Origin of the sequence: Thioalkalivibrio paradoxus ARh 1 (assembly GCF_000227685.2) — a bacterium.
Taxonomy (GTDB): domain Bacteria; phylum Pseudomonadota; class Gammaproteobacteria; order Ectothiorhodospirales; family Ectothiorhodospiraceae; genus Thioalkalivibrio; species Thioalkalivibrio paradoxus.
Genome location: NZ_CP007029.1, coordinates 2,700,023 through 2,723,113, shown reverse-complemented (window position 1 = coordinate 2,723,113; position 23,091 = coordinate 2,700,023). Strand labels below are relative to the sequence as shown.

The following is a 23,091-nucleotide window of genomic DNA, read 5'->3' as shown; positions in this document are numbered from 1 at the left end:
GGCGCGTCCCCGCCAACACGAGCAAGGAACGACGGCCTTACCTGCTCGATCGACGGCCGATCCAACATGACCCTGAGCCCCCAGGCCGGCCTGATGACGGTTTCGGCAATGCTGTTCCTGATGCTGGCTACCGTGACCAGCACTCCGATCAGGCCCACCGTCTGGGCTGTGATCCTGCTCGTGTTCGCGATGGTCTACCTGTTTCGCCACCGGGGGGATCGTGCACTCGGCGGCCTGGACCTTGCGGTGGTCCTGGCGCTGTTGAGCTACCTGTTCACCAGCGTTCCCCACCTGATCCGCGAACCCAACGTCTCGTACTACACCGCGGGCCCGCTGGGGATGGCCGCTGCGGTGCCGGTGTACCTGGTCCTTCGTCATGCATTGCAGGATCCGGCGCGCCTGCGTACGGCGCTCGAGTGGGGGCTTGCAGCGGGTGCCGCTGGCGCACTGGCGGTGGCGCTGTATCAGTACTTCTGGCTGGGCTATCCGCGGGTGATCAACTTCCTGGCGCTCATCGACCTCGGGTTCGTGAACGTGGCGATGCTGTTCCTTGCGCTCGGACTGACGCGCGGGTCGGCGCAACGGCCGTGGCTGGTGCTGGCGATCGTCGCAATGACCCTGATCGCGGCCGTCAACGCGACGCGGGGCTCCCTGATCGTGATCCCGCTGCTCCTGGCCGCGTGGGTGTTGCTCAACCGGGATCGCGTGTCGTTGCGGTCACTCGGCTTTGGGGCGCTGGCGTTCGTGGTGTTCGTCGGGCTTGCGTACAGCGCGATCCCGGCGCTCCAGGAACGTGCCGCCCAGTCGGTGGAAGAGGCGCGCTTCATCGCCGACGGGGATCTCGAGAGCCCGATCAGTTCCGGTGACCGGCTGGGGCTGTGGATCGCGGCCAGCCGCGCGTTCCTGGAAAACCCGCTGACGGGGCTGACGAGGCCCGAGCGGGAAGCGCAGATCCGGGATCTCGTCGACACCGGCGTCGTTCATGCCCGGATCGCCACCATTACCGGGGGGCACGCGCACAATCATTACTTCGAGATGCTCGCATCGACCGGCATCCTGGGGCTGGTCGGAATCCTGGCGTACCTGGTGTTCCCGGCACTGCTGTTCCTGTGGCGTTACCGACGTGATCGATCCGATGGCTTCGCGCTCGCTGGTCTGCTGTTCGTCGCCGCGTTCATGATCCTGAATATGACCGAGGTGCCACTGAAGAAGGACTACATCGCGTTCTTCTACGGGAGTCTCGTCGCTGCACTGCTGGCGCTGTCGCTGGTGCATCGCGGCAGCGGTCGAACGGCGACCACGGGCGCACCGGAAGAATCGGCCGGTCGCGGGCCGGGCTGAGAGCTTGCCGCTCAGCCCGCGCTCCGACGCGATGATCGCGGTCGGATACCGTCGCGCGGGAATGTGTGCGCACGCAGCTGCGTCCAGAGCAGATACACGAGACCACGTACAGGGGACGAGGATGCACCGGGTGATTCCAGGAACGTTGCTGATGCTGGCGTCTGCGTTTGCGCAGGCTGGCGAACTCACCTCCGACTCGTTGCTGGCGGCAGCCGCTGCCGAGGTGGCGGACATCGACACCCAGGAGTTGCAGGAGCTGATCGCCGACGATCCCCGCCATGTGGTGATCGATGTACGCACTCAGACCGAGGTGGCCCTGACCGGCGGCATGATCCGGTCGCATCGCACGCTGAATATCCCCCGCGGCTGGCTGGAGTTCCAGATCGGCCAGCAAGCGCTCGATCCCGATACCCCGATCGTCGTGTACTGCGGCCAGAACCTGCGCAGTCCGCCGGCGGCCCAGACGCTGCAGCAGATGGGCTTTGCCAACGTTCGCAACTACGCCGGCGGCTATTTCGAATGGAAGGAAGCCGGTCTGCCGCTGTACGTGGCCGACAAGGCGCCCGACTCGTTTCTGTACAGCCGGCCGGAAAAGGTGACCGATGGGGTCTGGTCGGCGATCGGCGCGACGCAACCGCATACCTACGAAAACTCCGGGCACAACAACAACCTGTCGTTCGTGATTACCGACGGTGGTGTGCTGGTAGTGAACGCCGGCGACAACTATCTGCTGGCGAAGTCCCTGCACGACGAGATCCGGGAGCTGACCGACCAGCCGGTGAAATACGTGGTACTGGAAAACGGGCAGGGCCATGCGATGCTGGGCATGACCTACTGGCAGGATCAGGGGGTGCCGGTCATCGCCCATGTCGACGCGGCACGGGAGATCGAGGAGAACGGGCCGGCATTGCTGGCACAGCTGCGGCAGCGCAGCCGCGACAAGGCCTTCCGCACCCGCCTCGGTACGCCGGACAAGACCTTCACCGACCGCCTCGAGCTGACCCTCGGGGGCGAGACGATCGAAATCCTGAATCTCGGGCCGGCCCACAGCCCCGGGGACATCGTGGTGTGGCTTCCGGAGAGGAAGGTGGTGATCTCGGGTGATGTCGCCTTCCACGAACGCCTGCTGCCGGTATTCGAGGATACCGACACCGCTGGGTGGATCGAAACCTGGGATCGCTTCGTCGACCTCGGTGCGGAGATCATCATTCCCGGTCATGGTGGACCGGTCGAGGGCTACGAGGAAGTGACCCGCTACACCCGCGACTATCTCGTGTACATGCGCGAACAGGTGGCGAAGATCCTCGATGCGGGCGGTGACCTGAACGATGCCTACCAGATCGACCAGTCTGCCTACGCGCATCTGGACACGTTCCACGAACTGTCGCGCAGGAACGCCGCGTTGATCTTCCAGGAGATGGAGTTCGAGGCACTCGGCTTCTAAACGCGCTTGCCCCCGACGCCTGCGATGCCCGCGGACGGACGGAGATACCGGGCACAGGCGGCAAGCGGATCGAGCCTCGCGGGGAGGCGCCGGATGCGGATCATGCACGCAGCTCCGCAACGCGCACGCGCCTGGAAATGCGGCCCGGCTCACAGTCTTCGGGGTGGCCGCCCGGTGGGTCGGTCGTTACACTGCGCGGTCCGGGGGCGGGCCCTGGGCGCGTGCCTGGCCTGCCCATCTTCCGGTTTGCCCATCAGCGGCGGACGCCATCGTGTGGCGCCGCGTCGATCAATGCAGCTACCAAGGGAAAGTACGCATGAAAGCAACCCCGCGCTTCACGGCAGCCGCGGCCGTGCTGATCCTGGCCACCACGGCCTGTTCCGCCGGTCCACTCGAAACCGACGAGGAGATCGCCTCCTACGGACTGGGCTATGGCTTTGCCACCAACCTGCTGGCGCAGACCGAGGGCCTGGAACTCGACGTCGACGCGTTGCTGGCGGGCGTCAGGGCCGGGTTCGAGGGTGCCGAGAGCGAGGTGTCCCAGGAACGCCTCGATGCCGCGATCGAGGTGCTCGGCGAGCGACAGATGGCGCAGCAGCGCCAGGTGGAGCGTGAGCAGGCCGAGTCCGCGCGCGAGGAGGGCCGGGTCTTCCTGGCCGAGAACGCAGAACGTGACGGCGTGGAGGTCACGGAATCCGGGCTGCAGTACGAGATCCTGTCGTCCACCGACACGGGCCGATCGCCGAGTGCGCAGGACACGGTACGCGTCCACTACCACGGCACCCGGATCGATGGCGAGGTGTTCGACAGCTCGGTCGAACGCGGGCAGCCCGCCGAGTTTCCGCTCGGCAGCGTGATCCCGGGCTGGACCGAGGGCGTGCAACTGATGTCCGAAGGCGACCGGTACAAGTTCTACCTGCCCGCCGAACTTGCCTACGGTGACAGCAGCCCGAGCCCGGCGATTCCGCCTGGATCCACACTGATCTTCGAAGTCGAGTTGCTGGAAGTGCTGGACTGACCCGCAGCCGACAAGGGGCGGCACGGGCCCGGGCGGGTGCCTGTGGCGTCGGGCGGTCGCGGACGTGAACGGGCCCGCCGCAGCCGTCGCGGCCACCGGGAGGACGGAGAAACGCAGCGTCGTTCGCTACCCGGCGGTGGTGGCGCCCGCGCGCAATGGCCGTTAACGTGAAACCGCACGGCTTCTCTCGGGGCGACGTGTAGGGCGGAAGAGCGCAACGTCATCCGCCGTGCGGCGTTCCGGAGCGCCCCTGCGCGCCCGCGGCAACCCCGGCGTGGGAATGGCGGATGACGGCCTTCGGCCTTTTCCGCCCTACGCCGGTTTCATTGTCGCGGGTGATGGCTGGCACCATGGTAGTTAACGTAGCGATGGCACGGCGTGGCCTGCGCCGGCGCAAATACGAAGTGGAGGATGCAGCGTGAAGATCACCATCGACGTCGACTGCACCCCCGAGGAAGCCCGCGAGTTCCTCGGCCTGCCGGAGGTCAAGCCCATGCAGGATGCGGTCATGCGCGAGATCGAACAGCGAATGCTGGCCAACCTGAAGGCAACGGACGCCGAGACGCTGTTCAGGACCTGGCTGCCCGCGCAGATGCAGGGTTTGGAACAGATGCAGAAGCTCTTCTGGTCACAATTGACCAAAGGCGACCGCGAACCCGGTTCCGGGCGCGAGTGAAGCAGTGCCTGCCACAGGCAGATGATGGATGACGGCATGGCTTGGGTGGGTGGCGACGCTGGCGCTCCTGGGCCTGCTGGCAGGATCGGTGCTCGGCTGGATCAGCTTCCTGGCACTGCCGCGGTTGCGTGCGCGGGTGGAACGGCTGGAAGCGGAACTGCGCCGGCTAAGACCCGCAGCGGAGGTCGATGCCGAACCGGAACCTGAGGTGCGGTCGATCCCGGATCCGGGGCCGGTGGATTCGCCCGGAACCTCGGCGATGTCCGCCCGCGGCCCGGCGCCGCGCGAAGCGCTGCCGGCAGGGGCGCCCCCGTCCACGACCGCGACGGTGTCAACCGGCCGGCGGCGCGGTCCGGGCAGAATCGCAGGTCTGGTCAGAAGGATTCGCGCGAGCTGGATGGTCTGGCTCGGGGGGCTTTGCGTCGGCCTGGCCGGCGTGTTTCTGGTCCGCTATTCGATCGAGCAGGGCTACCTGGGCCCGACCGCGCGCGTGTTGCTCGGGATCCTCACCGGGCTGGGGCTGCATGCATTGGCCGAGTGGCTGCGCCGGCGTTTGGCGGGGCATTACGATGCGGTAGCGGCGCTGGCTGCAGGCGCGAGCCTGGTACTGTACGCGGCGATACTCGCAGCGCTGCACCTGTATCAGCTCTGGCCGCCCGCCGTAGTCTTCGCACTCCTGGCGCTGGTGTCGCTGGGAACCATGGCCCTTGCACTGCCGCACGGACCGATGCTCGCGGCGCTGGGAATCGTCGGGGCCTTTGCGGTGCCGGCCCTGTTGGGGGGTGACGCGGAGCAGTTGCTTCCGGTGCTGGCCTACAGCCTGATCGTGACCATGGCCGGTCTGGTGCTGACACGCTATGTGTATCGTGACTGGCTCTGGTGGGGCACGCTGACCGGCGCGATGTTCTGGTGGTGGGTCGCGCTGCACGCGGGCGGGCACACGGAACTCTGGCTCGGTGCATACCTGGGGGCAGTCGCCTGGGGGCTGCTGGCACTGCGCTGGGGGAATTACCGACTGACCCGTCCGGTGCCGGCCGCCGCTGGCGGATCGTGGCGCGACTGGTGGAGGCGGGACGAGTCCGGTCATGGCTACACGCGCGCGGGGCTGCTGGCATTGCTGCTCGCCCAGGCCTACAGCATGGCGCTGGATCCGCACTGGGCGCTCGGCCCGTGGATCTGGCTGCCGCTGCCGGCGCTGTTGCTGGTCGCCAGCCGCTACAACCAGACCCTGCGGGCCTTTCCGTGGCTGGCGCTGCTCACGATCGCGGCAGGGTTGATCGCGAGTCAGGTGGTCTGGTCCCCGCCACCTGCGCTTTGGAGCTTGGTCGCGATCGATCCGGCCGAGCAGGGTCGCGTGCTGGTGTCGCTCGCGCTGCTGGGGGTGCTGTTCTGCGCCGCGGGCGCGTGGCATCTGGCGGTCCGCCGCGACTCCACGGCAGCGGCATCGTTGGCGTTTCTGGCGCCGCTGGTGGCCTTGGCACTGGCCCATCTGCTGGTTCCCGGGGCCGTGTCCCATTGGATCCTGGGTGCGGTCAGCCTGGCCGTCGGCGCAACCCTGGGTGGATTGGCCGGTAAGCGCCTGCGTGAGGGGCGGACCGATGCCATCGCCTTCTGGCAGATCGCCGCGGGCCATCTGGCCTATTCGCTGGCGGCGGTGATCGTCTTCGACCAGGCCACGCTGACACTCGCATTGGCGATCCAGGTGCTGTCGCTGACCTGGCTGACCCGGCGTTTCGGGGTGCCGCAGCTGCACTGGTTGGTGCAGCTGGTGCTGGCGGTGATTCTGTTCCGATTGACGTTCAACCCCTGGCTGCTCGACTACGGTCCCGGCAGTCACTGGACCTTGTGGACCTATGGCGGCAGCCTCGCGCTGGTCTGGGTCGCCAGCCTGCTACCGGCGGACGGCGAGCGGTTGAAGGCCTGGTTGCGGGCCGGTTCGGTGCACCTGCTGGTGCTGTTCCTGCATACCGCGATGCGCTACTGGCTCTACGACGGCGCAGTCTTCGCGGCCCGCTACGACTTCGTGGAAGCGGCACTGAACACGAGCCTCTGGGCCGCGCTCGCGCTGCTGTATTACCAGCGCAGCACCGCCGGTGCCCGGTACCCGTTGCTCTACCGCAATGCCGCGGGCATCCTGATGCTGTTGGCGGTGACGAGCTACCTGATGCTGCTGACCGCGATGAATCCGCTGTGGATCTCGGCCAGTTCCGAGGCGATCTCGGCGACGCCGGTTCTCAATCTACTGCTCGTTGCCTATGGGCTGCCGGTGGTGCTCTGGGCGCTGGCGACCCGGCACTACGAGCCGGACCTGCGCCCGTTCTTTGCGGTGATGGCGGGCGTGGCATTGTGGGTATTCGTCAGTCTGGAGATCCGGCATCTCTGGCACGGGCGCCTCGATCTCGCCGACGCGGTTCTTGCCGGCGAACTCTATACCTATTCGGTTGCCTGGCTCGCGATGGCGGTGCCGGCCATGCTCGTGGGCACGCTGCGCCGCCGCAAGGCGCTCTATCGGGGCGGGATGGTCCTGCTGCTGGCGGTGGTTCTGAAAATCTTCGTCGTCGACATGGGCGGGCTGACCGGTCTGCTGCGCGCGCTGTCCTTCATGGGCTTGGGGCTGTCGCTACTCGGGCTGGCCTTCGTGCATCAGTACCTGGATCGGAAGGGTGTAGCAAGGCCGGCGAGCGCGGAATAGGCGTTGCTGCTACGACACGGCAGCGGGGCCGCAAGCCTTTGCAGATTGTCGACGCCACACGCAGCGTTGTGCGTTCATGCGTTGCCGATCGGCGGCCGGATCACCTCGATCCTGACCCGCACCAGCCCGCGTTCGAGCATGCCCAGCTCCCGGGCGGCCTCGCGCGACAGGTCGATGATGCGGCCGTTGCGAAACGGGCCGCGGTCATTGATGCGTACCACGATGCTCTGACCGGTATCCTTGCGGGTGACGCGCACGGTGGTTCCGAAGGGCAGCGTCCTGTGGGCCGCGGAGAACTCGCGCTGGTCGAAGCGCTCGCCACTGGCGGTCTTCCGGCCCTGGAAGCGGTCGTGGTAATACGATGCGATGCCAGCCTCGGTATGCCCGGTGGATACGCTGGCGGTGGTATCCGGCGGGAAGGCCAGCAGCACCAGCGCCAGCACCCCGACGGCAAGGGCGAATCTGCGCATGATTGCCGTTCCTCGCGGTGGGTTCAGTGTCCGGGTGCGAGAAATACGAACGAACTCGCGACCCGATGTTCGAAAAATTATAATCAAATTCTAATGGAGGGTAAACGGCGAACGCGTTCTGCATAATGGCCAGGCGTACCGGAGGCCGGTGGCCGGCCTCTATGGCGCCGTGTTGGTCGGCGCGGCCGCGTCCAGGTCGCAGGATCCGGCTGGTGCACGAGGCCCCGTGCCCGAACAGGCCCGTAGCGCAGGATATTTTTTGAGAAACCGGCAGATCCTTGCTATACGGAAGGAGATCGCGAAGCCCGGGTCTGATCTGCCCCTGACGGAGCCATTGGCGCATGTGGAAAAAGGTCGACGACTATTCGCTCAACTTTCACAACCAGCCGCGTCGCGCGGCGGTTCACCTGAAGCTGGATGACGGTACCAAGGCGGTCATGCACCACCTGACCATTCAGGAGCTCCACGCACTCGGCGACCTGCTGCGCGCGGAGCCCAATGTCTGGTATCACACGCTGCGCGGAGACCTGGTCGCGCATTCGGCGCCCGACTCGGAAGAAGATCTGGACTGAGCGCCCCGTGGCTCATGAACGCGCTCGCCATGGTCGGGGCCGCAACCCGATGATCGGGCCGGTGCGTCGTGGTGCAGCGGTTCAGCGACGCCGGCCGGACCGGAAAGTCGATCGCGCGCGATCCCGCTGGCACGGGCCGCTGCTGCATCGGTGGGTAACACGCGGCCCGCTGGCGCGAACACCTTCGGCCGGGCGGGGCCGCGTTCGTTGGGCGCGGGTCTTAGCGCTCGGGTCGTTGCCGGATTTCCGCCGGAGCCGGCGTTTCCCGCCCGTGAATTCCGAGCACGGGCAGCTCCTCGGCTTCTTCGGAGAGCATCTGATCGCCGTCCATCCAGGGCGGCGGCCCCTGCGGACGCATTTCCATCGCATGCGCCGGTGTGGGGAAGTTCAGGTCCGACACCAGCTGCACAGGGGCGTCCAACGCGTCCGGGTTCTGCAGCGTCAGCACCAGGGCGGTGAGCGCAAACAGCAGACTCACCATCAACGGCTGATCGTGACGGAGCGTTTCGGATCGATTCAGCACGCGCATCGGGTCGGCCTCTTGACTATCGGACAGCATCACCTTACGGATCGACGGCGCCGGGATCAAGCGCCCTGAATGGCGCTTGGGTTACCGATGGTCGGCGTGCGGGGCGAACGCATCGTCATGCCCGCTCCCGTTCCGGTAACCGCGCCTACCCGTCGGCCATGCGCGAAACGGATCACCAGCTCGCTCCGCCAGCGGGCGCTCATCGGGCCGGCGGCAAGGGACAAGACGGCGGAGCGGCTGTACGTCTCGGGGGCTTCCTGAGAGGGGGCGGCTGCACCCGCCATCGCTTCGGTGCCGGGAACTTGTCCACTGCCGAGCGGGGTCTTACTGGAGCCGGTGTCGCCGCGTTGGCTGCCGGTGATGGGACAGACCCGGTGATGCCACGAGCGCCGCGAGCCGATAGCGGATGGGTTCGGAGACTGGCGAACAATCTTCCGCGCTGGTCCCTGGCATTCCACTGCGTGTGGCCGATCCAGTGGCGCTCGCGGGGCCTACGGATCTAGGTAAACCAGGGGTGTGATGCGAATCAAGGCATGGTGGCAGATCCGGCTTGGAGCATCGCGGCGTCGGGTGCGGGTGTGGGGTTTTCGCTGCCGTAATGGGGCGACATGGCTCGCCGTCGCGATGGCGATTGCCGCGACGAGCGCGGCGGGTGCGCCGCGGCAGCTGCATTCCGATCCCGGCGCGTTGGGTGCTGTCGCCGCGGAACTGGCGGATGCGCCGCCCGCTGCCCGACTCGATTTCGCGGTGCTGGTGGTCGACGCGCTGATCGGTGCCTACGAGGCCGAGCTCGAACGCGCGCTACAGGACCGTTCGCGCAGTGCGGACGCCCAGCGCAGACTGGAAAGCTGGCGGCAGGCCACCGCGGGTTATGTCCGCGAGTTGCGCATCGCGCAGGCGGCACTGTATGTGGCGCAGTGGGTCGAGGTGTATCTGGATCGGCACGATCGGATCGTGTTGCTGATCGACGACCGCCCGTTTTGGGTCGCCTGGCCCCGTGTCGATGCCGGGCTCCAGCTCGAACCGCAGCTGGCGGAGGAATTCTGCCGCCGCCACGTCTGCGGCACCGCGGCGCAAACGGCTTCCTCGCAAGCGCGGCGTGGGGCATCGCTGACCGGTAGCTGGGTCTTGACGCAGAATCGGCCCCCTGCCTGGGCCACGGTCGACGGCCTTCGCTGCGAGTTCGGCGATCTGTCGGACCGTCCCGCCAAGGAAGCGTTGTGCCGGGCAGTGGCGGCGGATCTGCAGCAGCTCGGTGCGGCGTTGCGAGCCAGCGTCGGGCGCAGTGATACCATCCAGTGGGAATACCTGACTCTGCAGTCCGATGCGGTCTCCGGCCGCCACTGGGTCACGGTGAATGCCGACGGTGACCATCTGCTGCTGTCGCTGCCGGCGCTGGCCGAAGCTCCGATCGACTGGGGTGAGGTGGTCCGCTGGCTCCGCGGCCAGATCGCGGGGCGCGCGGTCGATGCGACCGTGGTCCGCCCGGCCAATTTCTCGGGCGGAATGCGCCGGAGGCCTCGGGCTTTGCGCCGGATTCGCGTACCAGGCGATCCGGGCGGGAACGATCGGTGCACCGCCTGGTGGCTCGACGGGGCTGTTTCTCGCGTCCGCGCTGCGGGCGGACCCCGGGAGGGCAGCGTTGTGTCTCGGCGATGAGGGATCGTGAACGTGAAACGACGGCATTGGCGGTTGCAGCGATTCGTGAGAGACGTGCTGGTCCATACGCCGTTCCTGGTGATGGTGCTGGCACTGGTGGGGTTCTGGCTGCTGTTTGCGGCAGGGCTGCTGCTGGCGGAACGGCAGGCTGAAACGTCTCACGTCGATGCATTCGGGGCTGCGCTGTATTGGGGAGTCGCGGCCTTCTCGACGGCTGGAATCGCCGAGGCGCCGGTGACCGCCGCGGGCCGGCTGATCGGGGCAGTCTGGATCGTGATCGGGTCGGTGCTGTTCTTCGGCGCGATCGTGGCGACCGTGACTGCCTATTTCATGCGTCCGCTGCAGCGGCCTGCGCGGCAGATCATCGACACGATCGAATACAATCTCGAGCGCATGGACGACCTCTCGGTTGAGGAACTGGAACTCCTGAAGGAGACCACTGACGGCCTGATCGAACACATGGAACAGGTCAGGGCGCGGGCGCTGAGGGAGCGCTCGCGAGTCTCCCTCCGTGAGTGACCGGCCATCCCACCGCCCGGCGCGATGCGCGGACCCGCAGCGGTCATTCTCCCGGCGGGCCGCTCCGGTCTTGTGCCGCCTGGCGGCGCAGCGCGTCGCTGAACGCGGAGGCCAGCACTCCGGTGGGCAGTGCGATCAGTCCGATTCCGGCCAGCGCGGTGATGCCCGCGAGAATTCTTCCGGGGGCCGTGATCGGCGTCACGTCGCCGTAGCCGACCGTGGTGAGTGTCGCCACGCTCCACCACAATGCGCGGGGAATGCTGCCGAACGCTTCGGGCTGCGCGCCGCCCTCGACGAGGTAGAGGCAGGCGCTGGACAGGATCAGCAGCATGCCGGCCGCGGCGAAGCTCAGCATCAGTTCGAACCGGCGCAGGTGGATCGCCTCGGAAATCGCGGCCCAGGCGCGGGAGAAACGGCCGAGCCGCGACAGCCGCAATAGCCGGAGCAGCTTGAGCAGCCGGAGCAGGAACGTGTTCTGCGCCCCCATCGTGACCAGGAACGGCAGGATCGCGAGCAGGTCGATGATCGCCCACCAGGTACGCATGTAGCGCAGGCGGCCCCACAGCCCGCGATAGCGCGGATCCTCGCCTGCCGCGTACAGCCGCGCCAGGTATTCCACCGAGAACGCCAGCACGATCAGCAGTTCCGCGAACAGGAAGAACCGGGGCGCGCCGCTACGCAGGGTGTCCTCGGTTTCGAGGATCGCCAGCAGCGCTGCCGACACGATCAGGACCGCGATCGCGACGTTCGCCGGTGACAGCCCCGTGCGTGGCCAGGCGGTCGGTTCCAGATGCAGGTACAGCCGCCGGCGCATGCCGGCGCCGCCCGCGTTGTCTTCGTCGCGTGACCCCATCGCACCCCCTTTGCGCATCCTGCGCGGCCCATGATCGGGCATTGGACGTTTGCCCGGCGACAGCGTTCGCCCGAGACAGCTCAGGCGATGACTCGATCGGGTTCGACGTCGTCGTACAGATGGAGGACGTGCTGGTCGCGCGCGTCCACCTCGGCCAGGGTGACCGGGTATCCCCACAGGTTCGCCAGGTGGCGCAGCACCATCAGCGTGTTGCGCTCCTCCAGCAGACGCCCGTCCAGCACGCGGTGTTCGAGCACCAGGCGCCGGTCGCCGGCGAGGTCCACGTCGACCACCTGGATGTCCGGCTCGTGGCGGGCCAGATCGTACTGGGCCGCCAGCGCCCGGCGCAGGTCGCGGTATCCGGAATCGTCGTGGATCGCGTCGACGATCAGGTTGCGCTCGTCGGCGTCGTCGAGCACCGAGAACAGCCGCCATTCGCGCATCAGCCGCGGGCTCAGGAATTGCAGGATGAAACTCTCGTCGCGGTATTCCGCCCAAGCGGTCTTCCAGGTGCCGAGCGCGTCACCGTTGCCGGCGATGTCCGGAAACCAGTGCCGATCCTCGTCGGTGGGGTCCTCGCAGACGCGTTTCAGATCCTGCAGGATGCCGAAACCCAGTGCGTAGGGGTTGATGCCGGAAAAGCGGGGGTCGTCGAACTCGGGCTGGAAGACCACGTTGGTATGGGCGTGCAGGAATTCCATGAATGCCCCGTCGGTGATCTGGCCGGTCTGGTGCAGTCGGCTCATGATCGCGTAGTGCACCGTGGTGGCGCAGCCCTCGTTCATCACCTTGGTCTGGCGCTGGGGATAGAAATACTGGGCGACCACGCGCACGATCCGCAGGATCTCGCGCTGCCAGTGGGCCAGCCGCGGCGCGTGCTTCTCCAGGAAGTACAGCAGGTTCTCCTCGGGCAGGCCGAGGCGGTGCTGGCGGGCGTCGAGATCCGGGTCGTCGTCGCCACCGTCCGGGTCGCGGTGGGGCAGGGTGCGCCAGAGATCGCTGAAAGTCTGTTCCTGGAAACGGCGGCGCTCGCGCTCGCGTTCCATCTCCTGTTTCAGGTTCAGGGTACGCCGCGGGTAACGGTGTACGCCGTGGCTCATCAGCGCATGCGCGGAATCGAGCACCGTTTCGACCGCATCGGCGCCGTAGCGCTCCTCGCACTCGCTGACATAGCGTTTCGCGAAATCGAGATAATCGAGGATCGAGTCGGCGTCGGTCCAGGCCTTGAACAACTGGTTGTTGCGGAAGAAATGGCTGTGCCCGAAGGCCGCGTGGGCCATCACCAGCGTCTGCATCGTCATGGTGTTCTCTTCCATGATGTAGCAGAGGCAGGGGTTGGAGTTGATCACGATCTCGTAGGCGAGCCCGGTCATGCCCTTGCGGTAGAGCATCTCGTCGCGCGCGAAGTGCTTGCCGAACGACCAGTGGCGGTAGAACAGCGGCATGCCCATCGACGCATAGGCATCGAGCATCTGTTCCGAGCTGATCACCTCGACCTGGCTGGGATAGGGGTTCAGGCCCATCTCGTCCACCGCGATCCGTTCGATCGCGTCGAAGGCCTTGCGCACCAAGCGGTAGTCCCAGTCGGGGCCGGTATAGAGCAGCCGGGCGTCGGATTCGAGGCTGCGGGTCATTTCAGGCCCTCAGCTCCGCGGGGGTGAACAAGTCCCGGAACACCGGGAAGATGTCCGCACGTTGCTTCACCTTGCGCATCGCGATCGGGTGTCCGCCCGCAACCAGGCGGGCATAGACCTCCCACAGCGTGGTCGTCGCCTCCCAGCCGCGCTCCTCGCCGACTTCGATGTACGCGAAATACCGGCACAGCGGCAGGATGGTTTCTTCCATCGTTTGGAAAGCGACCGGGTTGTCCGCAGGCGTGTTGTCGCCGTCCGAGGCCTGCGCCGCGTAAATGTTCCACTCGCCCGGCGGATAGCGCTCGCGCACGACCCGCTCCATCTCGTCGAGCGCAGGCGAAACCAGGGTGCCGCCGGTCTCGCGCGAGTAGAAGAACGTTTCCTCGTCGACCTCCTGAGCGATGTGGGTGTGGCGGATGAACACGATGTCCACGTGCCGGTAGCGCCGCTCGAGAAACAGGTACAGCAGCATGAAGAAGCGCTTCGCGAGATCCTTCATGTCCTCGGTCATCGAGCCGGAGACGTCCATCAGGCAGAACATCACCGCCTGCGAGATCGGGCGCGGGGTCGGCACGTAGCGGTTGTAGCGCAGGTCGATCGGGTCGATGTAGGGGATCAGACGCGAGCGCCGGGTCAGCGCCTCGCGTTCGCCGATCAGCTCCCGCAAGCGCTCCGGATCCTTGCCCGAGCGCTCGAGCCGATCGATCTCGCGGTCGAGCTCGAGGATCTCGTCGCGCTTGGGTCGGTGCAGTGCGAGCCGGCGCGACAGCGAATTGCGCATCGTCCGCGTCAGGTTCAGCGTGGCCGGCGAGCCGGATACCGAATACCCCGCGCGCTGGACTCCCTGCTGCTCGACCTTCGAGAGCTGTGTGCGCGCAAGGTCGGGCAGTTCGAGATTCTCGAAGAACAGGTCGAGGAACTCGTCGCGGCTTACGGTGAACTGGAACTCGTCCTCGCCCTCGCCGTCGGGGCTGCCGCCGGAGCCGCGTCCGCCGCCGCCCTCGGGACGCGGGATCGTGTCGCCGGCACGGTATTCCTTGTTGCCCGGGACCACGTGGCGGCGCACGCCGGTGCCGGCAGCCTTGCGGAAAGAAGGTTCCTGCAGGCCGTCTGACGGGATGCGGATCGCTTCCTCGCCCTGGCCGACCTCGGTGACCTTGCGCTTCGCCGAGACATCGCGCACCGCATCGAGGATCTGCCGCTTCGCACGCCGGATGAAGCGCTGGCGGTTGGCCAGGCTCTTGTCCTTCGGGTTGAGGCGCCGGTCGACGATGTTGACCACGGGATCGGGCTCCTCCTCTGCCGGCGGTTCAGCCCGCCTGTTTCACACGCATGTACCACTCGACCAGCCGGCGTACCTGGCGCTCGGTGTAGCCTCGCTCGACCATGCGCTGCACGAAGTCGCTGTGCTTGCGTTCGAGTTCCGAGTCCGCCTTGGTGCCGAAGCTGATTACCGGGAGGAGATCCTCGACCTGGCTGAACATGCGTTTTTCGATCACCTCGCGGATCTTCTCGTACGAGGTCCACGACGGCATCTTCCCGCCCTGGTTCGCCTGGGCACGCAGCGCGAATTTGACCACCTCGTTGCGGAAGTCCTTCGGGTTCGCGATTCCTGCGGCCTTCTCGATCTTGGACAGTTCCTGGTTCAGGGAGCCGCGGTCGAGCATCTGCCCGGTGTCGGGATCCTTGAAGTCGTGGTCCTCGATCCAGGCATCGGCGTAGGCGACGTAGCGCTCGAACAGGTTCTGGCCGAAGTCGTGGTAGGACTCGAGATAGGCCTTCTGGATTTCGTTACCGATGAAATCCGCGTAGCGCGGCGCGAGTTCGGTCTTGATGAATTCCAGGTAGCGGCGTTCGGTTTCGTCCGGGAACTGCTCGCGGCGGATCGACTGGTCCAGCATGTACAGCAGATGCACCGGATCGGCCGCGACCTCGCGATTGTCGTAGTTGAAGGTTTCGGAGAGCACCTTGAACGCGAAGCGGGTCGAAACGCCGGTCATCCCCTCGTTGACGCCGGCGACGTCGCGGTATTCCTGCATCGATTTGGCCTTCGGGTCGGTGTCCTTCAGGCTTTCGCCGTCGTAAATGCGCATCTTCGAGTGCAGGCTGGAATTCTCGTGCTCTTTCAGCCGCGTGAGCACCGAGAACTTCGCGAGCAGATCCAGCGTGGACGGGGCGCAGGGAGCCTCGCTCAGCTCGCTGCTGCGGATCAGCTTCTCGTAGATCTGCCGCTCTTCGGTCGCGCGCAGGCAGTAGGGCACCTTGATCACCGAGATCCGGTCGAGGAACGCCTCGTTGTTGCGGTTGTTGCGGAAGGTCTGCCACTCGGCTTCGTTCGAGTGCGCCATGATGATGCCCTGGAACGGGATCGCGCCGATGTTCTCGGTGCCGACGTAGTTGGCTTCCTGGGTCGCGGTCAGCAGCGGGTGCAGCATCTTGATCGGGGCCTTGAACATTTCCACGAATTCCAGGATGCCCTGGTTCGCGCGGTTCAGGCCGCCGGAGTAGTTGTAGGCGTCGGTGTCGTTCTGGCTATAGAGTTCGAGCTTGCGGATATCGACCTTGCCGACCAGCGACGAGATGTCCTGGTTGTTTTCGTCGCCGGGCTCGGTCTTCGCGACCGCGATCTGGCGCAGCCGCGACGGATACAGGCGCACCACGGAGAAGCGCGACAGGTCGCCGCCGAACTCGTCCAGCCGCTTGACCGCCCAGGGCGAGATCAATCCGGTCAGCCGGCGCTTCGGGATACCGAAGCGGGTCTCCAGTTCCGGTCCGTGCGTTTCGGGATCGAAGAGGCCGAGCGGGCTTTCGAACACCGGCGAGAGTTCGTCGCCGGCTTTCAGCACGTAGATCGGGTGCTTTTCCATCAACGCTTTCAGGCGCTCGGCCAGCGACGACTTGCCGCCACCCACGGGCCCGAGCAGATAGAGAATCTGCTTGTGCTCCTCCAGGCCCTGTGCGGCGTAGCGGAAGAAGCCGACGATGCGCTCGACGGTTTCCTCCATGCCGTAGAAGTCCTCGAACGCCGGATAGATCTTGATCGTCCGGTTCAGGAAGACGCGCCCGAGTCGCTCGTCCTTGGATGTGTCGACGACCTTCGGGTCCCCGATCGCGGCTACCAGCCGTTCAGCGGCAGTCGCGTACAGCATCGGATCGTCGGCACAGGCTTCCAGATACTTCGTCAGCGGCATCTCCGCTTCCTGCCGTTTCTGGTAGTCCCGCGCGTACTGGGCGATCAGGGTTTCCGCGAAATCCATAGCGTCTGTGACCTCCTCCTACGGATGTTCTAAAGCATAGTCATGCCACTTCGCACCGGCCAGGCTATCGTGCCTGCGCAGCCCTACGTGGGCGGAGCGTGTGACCGCCGCCCTGAACTGTTCCGGCATGCCCTGTGATGTCGGGCCAGGGAAAGCAGCCCGCCGTGCTGTGTTGTTGCCTTACCCCTGTTCGACGCCTGCCGACAGATCCAGTTCCAGCTGCTTCGTGTTCCTGCCAACGATCGGCCTCATGACAGGTCCCGAGCCTCCTCGTTGACCGCCCCGATGGCGCGTGCTAGCGTCGCCAAGACCTGCGCGCCGGCGGTGCCGCGCAACATTGCGAGCGACCGCAATCGTGGACACGGCTCGCGGCCATGAGCGCGTGCGAAGCCAGGCACGGTGCCGCGAGCCCACGTCACTTGTCTTGGAGGCGGTGAGAACATGAGCATTCTGGCCGTCGTCGGAAACAAGGGCGGCACTGGCAAGACCACGCTGACGCTGAACCTTGCGGCGGGCCTGTCGCGGCAGGATTCGGTGGTGATCGTCGACGCCGATCCGCAGCAGTCGGCCTATCAGTGGCGCCTGATCGGCGACGAGCGTTCGGGACTGCCTGCGGTGGTCGCCGCGGCCTACGGGCTTGGCAAGACCGTGGGCGCGCTCAGGGAAGCCCATACGCATGTGGTCATCGACTGTCCGCCGTCGATCAAGGCTCCCCAGACGGAACACGCGCTGCGCATCGCCGAATACGTGCTGATTCCGGTGCAGCCGTCGCCGATGGACCTCTGGGCGACGAGCCACATTGCCCGGATCATCGAGAAGATGCGTCAGGAGAACCCTGGCCTGCGCGCGCTGATCGTGATGAGCCAGACCGAACCCCGCACGACGCTGTCGCGGCTGATGCCGGAGGCCGCGCGGGAACTGGACCTGCCGGTGGCGCGCGCCTCGTTGCGGCGCCGCTCGATCCACCGCCACTGCGTGCTGGAGGGCCGCAGCGTGTTCCAGGCAGGTCGCCGCGGGGAAGCCGCGGCGGCCGAGATCAACGACTTGATTACGGAGATCTTCTCCCCCTCGACATGACGACTGAAAACCGAACCGAACGCCGCCTGATGGATTCCATCCGCAAGGCCAAGAGCGGCCCCACGCCGGGCTCGAGATCCGCTACACGCAAGACCCCGGCAGCCGGCGGCAACGCGGCGAAGCCCGTGCAGCGTGATGCCGCCCAGGGCCACGCCCGTTCGGGGGACACTGCGCAACCGGCGGTCCGAGCGACGGCAGATCCCTACCAGAGCGGCCGGAGAATCTGGCCGGACTGAGCGCTTGGTGACGGCCCCGCGCGGCGCGGATCCTGGCGCCGGTCATCGCGACCCGCAGCTACGGGCAGCAAAGCGATTTCAGGCACGAGGGGCCTCGAGTTCTGCGCGCAGGCGCTCGCAAAGTTGTTCCAGCATCTGCGCGAGCGCCTGCGCCTCGTTCTCGACCTCGCGCGCGTCATCCGCTGCCGCGGCCTGAAGCCTTGCGGCATGCTCGGATACGCGCCGCGCACCGACGTTGCCAGCGGCGCTCTTGAGGGCGTGCGCGGTCTCCTTCAGCCCGGTGCGGTCGCCCGCCGCGGCCAGTTGCCTCAACCGTGCCGGATCGTCGCCGTGGTGCTCGAGGAACAGGGACAACAGCCGGACCAGAAAGCTGAAACGGCCGCGCGCGATTTTCAGCCCGGCGTCCAGATCGAGACCATCGATCGCTGTCAGCCGTGTCCGCAGATCCTCTGACTCACCCCGAGTTTCGCGTGCATCCGGTTTGGGAGCCCCCGGCTCAGTCCGGGCGGCCTGCAGCCATTTCAGCAACAGTTGATAGAGATCGCGTGGTTCCACCGGCTTGCTGACGAAGTCGTTCATGCCTGCTGCAAGACAAACCTGTCGGTCCTCTTCGAACGCGTTCGCGGTCATCGCCAGAATCGGCACGGCATCCCAGCCCGGCAGCGTGCGTATCGTTCGCGTGGCCTCCAGGCCATCCATTTGCGGCATCTGGATGTCCATCAATACCAGGTCGTAGGTCCGTTGGCGCGCCCGATGCACTGCTTGCTGCCCGTCCTCCGCCAGATCCACCGTCATTTCGACGCTGCGTAACAGTTCCGTCGCGACTTCGCGGTTGATGGCGTTGTCCTCCACCAGAAGCACGTTTGCTCCGCGATATCGCTGGCGCAGGCTGTGTGCCGGATCCGCCTGCGTCTGCGCCGGTGTGGCGTGCGGTTCAGCACCGTGCCCGCGCTCCAGCCGCAGGCTGAACCAGAACGTGCTGCCAACGTTCGGGGTGCTCTCTACTCCCACATCTCCGTGCATCAATTCCACCAGGCGCCGCGTGATCACCAGCCCCAGACCACTGCCGCCATACCGGCGCGTCGTTGACGCGTCGGCCTGCTGAAAGGCCTGAAAGAGTTCCGGAAGCTTCTCCTGCTCGATGCCGATCCCGGTATCCTTTACCTCGAACCGCACCCGCAGGCTGTGGCCATCGTCGTCCAGCAGCCGCGCGCGCAGTTCGACGTACCCCCGCTCGGTGAACTTGACGGCATTGGTCGCGTAGTTGAGCAGCGCCTGGCGCAGGCGGGTGGGATCCCCATGCACCCAGGCCGGCATTGCTTCGGTATCCACCCGAATCTCCAGCCCCTTGGCCCCGGCCTGTTCGGCGATCATCGCACGTACGCTGTTGAGCACTGCGGAGAGGTGGAAATCCGTGTCTTCGAGTTGCAGGCGGCCCGCCTCGATCTTTGACAGGTCGAGAATGTCGCTGATCAGCGACAACAGGTGGTGGCCGGAAGCCTCGATCTTGTCGAGCCGTTCGGTATCGATCGAGGACGCCTGCGCTCGCATCAGGTGGGTCAGCCCCAGAATCGCATTCAATGGCGTCCGGATCTCGTGCGACATGTTGGCGAGAAAGACGCTCTTCGCAGCGTTCGCAGCCTCGGCACGCTGCCGGGCGTCCTCCAGTTCCACGGTGCGCTGGGTCACCAGGGTTTCCAGGTGCTGGCGGTATTCGTCCAGTTCCGCGTGGATGCGCTGTTTTTCCGAAATATCCATCAACACCCCATGGATCGCGGTCACCTGGCCCGCGGGATCCCGGGTCAGCCAGGTGTGATCCTCGATCCAGATCCAGTGACCATCGCCATGGCGCAGGCGGTATTGCTGCCGGTATTCGTCGGGACCGTGGGCCACGTAGCGGGCCACGTCGCGCTCGATTGCGGGAAGATCCTCGGGATGGATCAGTTGCGCATAGGTGATGGATTCCGATAGGAAATCATCCGGCTGGTAGCCGAACTGGCGAACGTTGTCGGTCACATAGTCCGGCGGCCAGCCTGGCTCGTTGCGCCAGGTCATCGCGACGACCGGCGAACGTTCCACAATGGCGGAAAGGTGTCGGAGCCGCTGGCGTGCGAGTTCCTGCTCGGTGATGTCCTGTACGGTGCCGAGGGAACGCAGCAGATTTCCGTCATCATTGAAGTGGTGTTCCGCGCGTTCGTGGACGAACTTGACGCGGCCATCGGGAAAAGGAACCCGGTGTTCGACCGAGTACGGTTCCCGCGCCTCGAGCGATCGCCGGTAGGCGGTGTCGACGCGCTCGCGGTCCTCCGGGTGCACGAGGTCCAGGAACCCCTGGTATGTGGCTGGAGAGACGGTGCTGTCGAGTTCGAAGATCCGGAAGACCTCTTCGGACCAGGTCAGTCGATCGTGGACGAGATCCAGTTCCCAGTCGCCGATATTGGCGACACGCTGCGCCTCCTTCAGGCGCTGCGTACTCAGCCGCAGTGCCTGCTCCGCGCGCAGTTTCCCGATCGCCAGCGCCGCTACCCCGGCGGCCCATTCCAGTGCCTTCAGGTTGTCGTGGTCCGGATCGCGAACCCGGTCCCCATAGTTCGCGATGGTACCCAGAAGATCGCCATTCGCGGCCACAATGGGCTGGGACCAGCATGCGAACAGGCGATGCTTGCGTGCCTGCTCGATGAACGCGGCGTACGGCGTCCAGCGAGGGCTGTTCAGGATGTCGGTGACCACGACCCGTTCCTTCAGGAACGCTGCCGAGCCGCAGGAGCCCACTTCAGGGCCGATCGGCAGCCCCGGCGGACCCATCAGCGCGTTGTATTCGTCGGGGAGACCTGGCCCTGCGGCATGGACCAACGCCCCGGCGTCGCGGTCGAAGAGCAGGACCGACGCACGGACGCTCGGGTCGTGCTTCTCGGTGAAACGCGCCAGGGCTTCGAGCACTGATGAAAGCTCTGCACCCCTCGTCAGCATGGAGAGAACCTCGGCCTTGTACTGCTCCAGCGCGCGCGAACGGCGCAGTTCGCCGATGCGCTTTTCGAGTTCGCGCCGCACGGTGTCGAGGTCGGAAGCGAACGATTGCAGCTCGACGAGGTTGGAACGCGGCAACGGTGCGGCCAGATCACCGCTACCCATCCGGTGCGCGGCCTCGCTCATCGCAGTGAATTGCCGGGCAACCCCGCGCGTCAGGCGCAGCGAGAACAACCAGGCCAGCCCGAACAGCGCCAGGCCGATCAGGATGGCTTTCGCGACCGCGGTACGGAGCCATCCCTCGAATTCCGTCAACTGGACGCTGGCGCCGAAGATATGGGTGCGCCCGTGAGCATCCTCGCGCGGCATCAGCACCATCCGTCCTTCGCCCCATTCGTTGTGAAACGAGGAGAACGCCGGGTTCGGCTTCGATTCCAGCGCAGGGGCGAAGGCGTCCGGGTCGCTGTGGGTCTCGAAAAACGCTGCATGGGCGGAAGCCGGATCCGTCAGGTCCGAGCGTGTGGCGGAAGTGAACACGATCCCGTCGTCGACGACCAGGACGCTCCAGAGGTACTGGAGGCCCAAACGCCGGGCCAGCGAGTCGTTGCGGTCCACGATGTCCAGGAATTCCCGTTCCGAGACCGAATCGGGACCGTCGATCGCATCGTGGAAGTCGGGTCCGAGCAGTTCCCGCGAGAATTCCGCCGCCGCCAGCAGGCGTGCATCGGTCTGCGCGATGATGTCCTGCCGGTGGTGGTGGTTCAACAACAACACGAAGGCAGCCGTGCTCGCCAGCAGCACCACGGAGATGACCTGCATCAGCGCGAAATGCAGAGTACGGGGCTTCGAATCCTTCATGGCGCTGCAATCCTCCAGAACGCGGCATTCAGGCAGGGATGCTGAAATGCCGGGTATCGTCCGAGCAGCGGGGAGGATACCGCAGCTGTGAGGATGCCTGTATGCAAGGGCTGCCGCCGGTTTGGCCCTGGAACCGGGCTCGTGGAAGGCCCGTTGCGATTCGACTATTGTTCAGGGTGAAGGTCATGCCTGTTGCTGGCTGCAGCCGGTAGCGGGACAGAGCGACGAGATGCCCGTCACACGCCGAACCTTTCTGAAGCGGATGGCCGTCGCCGGAGGCGCGGGCATTCTGGCTGCGTGTTCGCGCGACACCCCCGCCGGGTATCCGCCGGAATCCTGGGAGCCCGGGTACCTGCGCCTCGAGGCCGACGGTCAGCTGGCCGATCGCGTCGAGCGGGCCTACCGCAAGTTCGAGCGCTGCGAGCTGTGCCCGCGCCGTTGCCGGGTGAACCGCAGGGCCGGCGAGACCGGCTTCTGCAACGCGACCGATCAGGTCAAGATCTACAGCCACCATCCGCATTTCGGCGAGGAACTGCCGCTGGTCGGGCGCCGTGGCTCGGGAACGATCTTCTTCTCGAACTGCAACCTGCGCTGCGTGTTCTGCCAGAACTGGCCGATCGCGCACGTCGGGCTTGGCCAGCCGGTTTCCGACGAGAACCTGGCGGAGATGATGCTCGATCTCCAGGCGCGCGGTTGCCACAACATCAATGTCGTGACCCCGACCCATGTGATGCCGAACATCGTGGCCGCAGTGCGTATCGCAGCTCTCCAGGGGCTGCGTCTGCCGATCTGCTATAACACCGGCGGATACGAACGCATGGAGAACATCGCGCTTCTCGACGGCATCGTGGACATCTACCTGCCGGATCTGAAGTTCATGGATGGAGCCGAGTCGGCCCGCTACGCGACGGCCGGCGCGCGCGATTACCCCGAACACGCGCAGAGTGCAATCCTGGAAATGCAGCGGCAGGTTGGCCGGCTGGTGACCGACGACAACGGCATCGCGTTGCGGGGGCTGATGCTGCGGCACCTGGTGATGCCGAATCGGGTCGCGGGTTCGAAGGCCTTCGTCGACTGGGTGGCGGCGAACCTGCCCGCCGATACCTATGTGAACATCATGGCGCAGTATCGCGTTGAACACCGGGCCTTCGAGTACGAAGCGATTGCCCGCGCGATCACGTCCGAGGAATTCCTGGAAGCGATGGACTGGGCCGAGCAGGCGGGGTTGACCAACCTGGATGAGCGCTCGCTGGCGCAGGCCGCATTGCACCGGCGCCGACGGATTTGAT

Annotated in this window: 17 protein-coding genes; 10 read left to right on the top strand and 7 right to left on the bottom strand. The window is 66.0% G+C overall.

The genetic code is table 11. The annotated features are described in order from the left end of the window. Positions 1–66 precede the first annotated feature (66 nt). The 5 genes from THITH_RS12215 (at position 67) to THITH_RS12195 (ending at position 7,171) form a co-directional block, all read left to right on the top strand. Positions 67–1,341: an O-antigen ligase family protein gene (locus THITH_RS12215; RefSeq protein ID WP_006748419.1), complete on the top strand. Its 1,275-nt coding sequence runs from the start codon at positions 67–69 to the stop codon at positions 1,339–1,341. A 121-nt stretch (positions 1,342–1,462) separates the two neighbouring features. Next, positions 1,463–2,785, top strand: a complete 1,323-nt coding sequence (locus THITH_RS12210) for an MBL fold metallo-hydrolase (RefSeq protein WP_006748418.1) — start codon at positions 1,463–1,465, stop codon at positions 2,783–2,785. 316 nt (positions 2,786–3,101) lie between these two features. Beyond that, complete coding sequence (locus THITH_RS12205) at positions 3,102–3,803, top strand: FKBP-type peptidyl-prolyl cis-trans isomerase (protein WP_006748417.1); 702 nt, start codon at positions 3,102–3,104, stop codon at positions 3,801–3,803. A 418-nt stretch (positions 3,804–4,221) separates the two neighbouring features. Continuing rightward, positions 4,222–4,479, top strand: coding sequence for a DUF6489 family protein (locus THITH_RS12200; protein ID WP_006748416.1), 258 nt, complete (start codon positions 4,222–4,224; stop codon positions 4,477–4,479). 28 nt (positions 4,480–4,507) lie between these two features. Continuing rightward, positions 4,508–7,171 (top strand): DUF2339 domain-containing protein, encoded by a 2,664-nt coding sequence (locus THITH_RS12195; protein WP_006748415.1) that lies wholly within the window; start codon positions 4,508–4,510, stop codon positions 7,169–7,171. A gap of 74 nt (positions 7,172–7,245) precedes the next feature. On the opposite strand, the gene THITH_RS12190 is transcribed toward THITH_RS12195, so the two are convergent. After that, positions 7,246–7,641, bottom strand: coding sequence for a septal ring lytic transglycosylase RlpA family protein (locus THITH_RS12190; protein ID WP_006748414.1), 396 nt, complete (start codon positions 7,639–7,641; stop codon positions 7,246–7,248). Positions 7,642–7,982: 341 nt separating this feature from the next. Here THITH_RS12190 and THITH_RS12185 point away from each other — a divergent pair, with 341 nt between their 5' ends. Then, positions 7,983–8,213, top strand: a complete 231-nt coding sequence (locus THITH_RS12185; RefSeq protein WP_006748413.1) for a hypothetical protein — start codon at positions 7,983–7,985, stop codon at positions 8,211–8,213. 220 nt (positions 8,214–8,433) lie between these two features. Here THITH_RS12185 and THITH_RS12180 read toward each other — a convergent pair whose 3' ends face one another. Further along, positions 8,434–8,772 carry a hypothetical protein gene (locus tag THITH_RS12180; protein WP_232222200.1) on the bottom strand — a complete coding sequence of 113 codons (339 nt, stop codon included), beginning with the start codon at positions 8,770–8,772 and terminating at the stop codon, positions 8,434–8,436. 594 nt (positions 8,773–9,366) lie between these two features. Between THITH_RS12180 and THITH_RS12175 the strand changes: the two genes are divergently transcribed. Together THITH_RS12175 and THITH_RS12170 are read left to right on the top strand one after the other, a co-directional pair. After that, positions 9,367–10,401, top strand: a complete 1,035-nt coding sequence (locus THITH_RS12175; RefSeq protein WP_198019445.1) for a hypothetical protein — start codon at positions 9,367–9,369, stop codon at positions 10,399–10,401. Between the two features lie 12 nt (positions 10,402–10,413). Next, positions 10,414–10,920 carry an ion channel gene (locus THITH_RS12170; protein ID WP_006748410.1) on the top strand — a complete coding sequence of 169 codons (507 nt, stop codon included), beginning with the start codon at positions 10,414–10,416 and terminating at the stop codon, positions 10,918–10,920. Positions 10,921–10,963: 43 nt separating this feature from the next. Here THITH_RS12170 and THITH_RS12165 read toward each other — a convergent pair whose 3' ends face one another. From THITH_RS12165 to THITH_RS12150, 4 genes are all read right to left on the bottom strand, one after another. Beyond that, positions 10,964–11,773, bottom strand: coding sequence for an ion transporter (locus THITH_RS12165; RefSeq protein WP_006748409.1), 810 nt, complete (start codon positions 11,771–11,773; stop codon positions 10,964–10,966). Positions 11,774–11,853: 80 nt separating this feature from the next. Next, positions 11,854–13,407: a SpoVR family protein gene (locus THITH_RS12160; protein ID WP_006748408.1), complete on the bottom strand. Its 1,554-nt coding sequence runs from the start codon at positions 13,405–13,407 to the stop codon at positions 11,854–11,856. A 1-nt stretch (position 13,408) separates the two neighbouring features. After that, a complete protein-coding gene (locus tag THITH_RS12155) occupies positions 13,409–14,689 on the bottom strand; it encodes a YeaH/YhbH family protein (protein ID WP_006748407.1) in 1,281 nt (426 codons plus the stop codon). Between the two features lie 28 nt (positions 14,690–14,717). Beyond that, positions 14,718–16,664, bottom strand: coding sequence for a PrkA family serine protein kinase (locus tag THITH_RS12150; RefSeq protein WP_006748406.1), 1,947 nt, complete (start codon positions 16,662–16,664; stop codon positions 14,718–14,720). Between the two features lie 441 nt (positions 16,665–17,105). Between THITH_RS12150 and parA the strand changes: the two genes are divergently transcribed. Further along, positions 17,106–17,741 carry a ParA family partition ATPase gene (parA, locus tag THITH_RS12145; RefSeq protein ID WP_006748405.1) on the top strand — a complete coding sequence of 212 codons (636 nt, stop codon included), beginning with the start codon at positions 17,106–17,108 and terminating at the stop codon, positions 17,739–17,741. Positions 17,742–18,055: 314 nt separating this feature from the next. Here the strand turns inward: parA and THITH_RS17170 are convergent, their stop codons facing one another. After that, complete coding sequence (locus THITH_RS17170) at positions 18,056–21,802, bottom strand: PAS domain-containing protein (RefSeq protein ID WP_006748403.1); 3,747 nt, start codon at positions 21,800–21,802, stop codon at positions 18,056–18,058. A gap of 229 nt (positions 21,803–22,031) precedes the next feature. On the opposite strand from THITH_RS17170, the gene THITH_RS12135 reads away from it, so the two are divergent. Continuing rightward, positions 22,032–23,090 carry a radical SAM protein gene (locus THITH_RS12135; protein ID WP_006748402.1) on the top strand — a complete coding sequence of 353 codons (1,059 nt, stop codon included), beginning with the start codon at positions 22,032–22,034 and terminating at the stop codon, positions 23,088–23,090. Position 23,091 lies beyond the last annotated feature (1 nt).

What these genes read in the sequence shown, in the direction of transcription:
- THITH_RS12215 (WP_006748419.1), top strand. Translation starts at nt 67, where the DNA reads ATGACCCTGAGCCCCCAGGCCGGCCTGATGACGGTTTCGGCAATGCTG.
- THITH_RS12210 (WP_006748418.1), top strand. Translation starts at nt 1,463, where the DNA reads ATGCACCGGGTGATTCCAGGAACGTTGCTGATGCTGGCGTCTGCGTTT.
- THITH_RS12205 (WP_006748417.1), top strand. Translation starts at nt 3,102, where the DNA reads ATGAAAGCAACCCCGCGCTTCACGGCAGCCGCGGCCGTGCTGATCCTG.
- THITH_RS12195 (WP_006748415.1), top strand. Translation starts at nt 4,508, where the DNA reads ATGACGGCATGGCTTGGGTGGGTGGCGACGCTGGCGCTCCTGGGCCTG.
- THITH_RS12190 (WP_006748414.1), bottom strand. Translation starts at nt 7,641, where the DNA reads ATGCGCAGATTCGCCCTTGCCGTCGGGGTGCTGGCGCTGGTGCTGCTG.
- THITH_RS12185 (WP_006748413.1), top strand. Translation starts at nt 7,983, where the DNA reads ATGTGGAAAAAGGTCGACGACTATTCGCTCAACTTTCACAACCAGCCG.
- THITH_RS12180 (WP_232222200.1), bottom strand. Translation starts at nt 8,772, where the DNA reads ATGCTGTCCGATAGTCAAGAGGCCGACCCGATGCGCGTGCTGAATCGA.
- THITH_RS12175 (WP_198019445.1), top strand. Translation starts at nt 9,367, where the DNA reads ATGGCGATTGCCGCGACGAGCGCGGCGGGTGCGCCGCGGCAGCTGCAT.
- THITH_RS12165 (WP_006748409.1), bottom strand. Translation starts at nt 11,773, where the DNA reads ATGGGGTCACGCGACGAAGACAACGCGGGCGGCGCCGGCATGCGCCGG.
- THITH_RS12160 (WP_006748408.1), bottom strand. Translation starts at nt 13,407, where the DNA reads ATGACCCGCAGCCTCGAATCCGACGCCCGGCTGCTCTATACCGGCCCC.
- THITH_RS12150 (WP_006748406.1), bottom strand. Translation starts at nt 16,664, where the DNA reads ATGGATTTCGCGGAAACCCTGATCGCCCAGTACGCGCGGGACTACCAG.
- parA (WP_006748405.1), top strand. Translation starts at nt 17,106, where the DNA reads ATGAGCATTCTGGCCGTCGTCGGAAACAAGGGCGGCACTGGCAAGACC.
- THITH_RS17170 (WP_006748403.1), bottom strand. Translation starts at nt 21,802, where the DNA reads ATGAAGGATTCGAAGCCCCGTACTCTGCATTTCGCGCTGATGCAGGTC.
- THITH_RS12135 (WP_006748402.1), top strand. Translation starts at nt 22,032, where the DNA reads ATGCCCGTCACACGCCGAACCTTTCTGAAGCGGATGGCCGTCGCCGGA.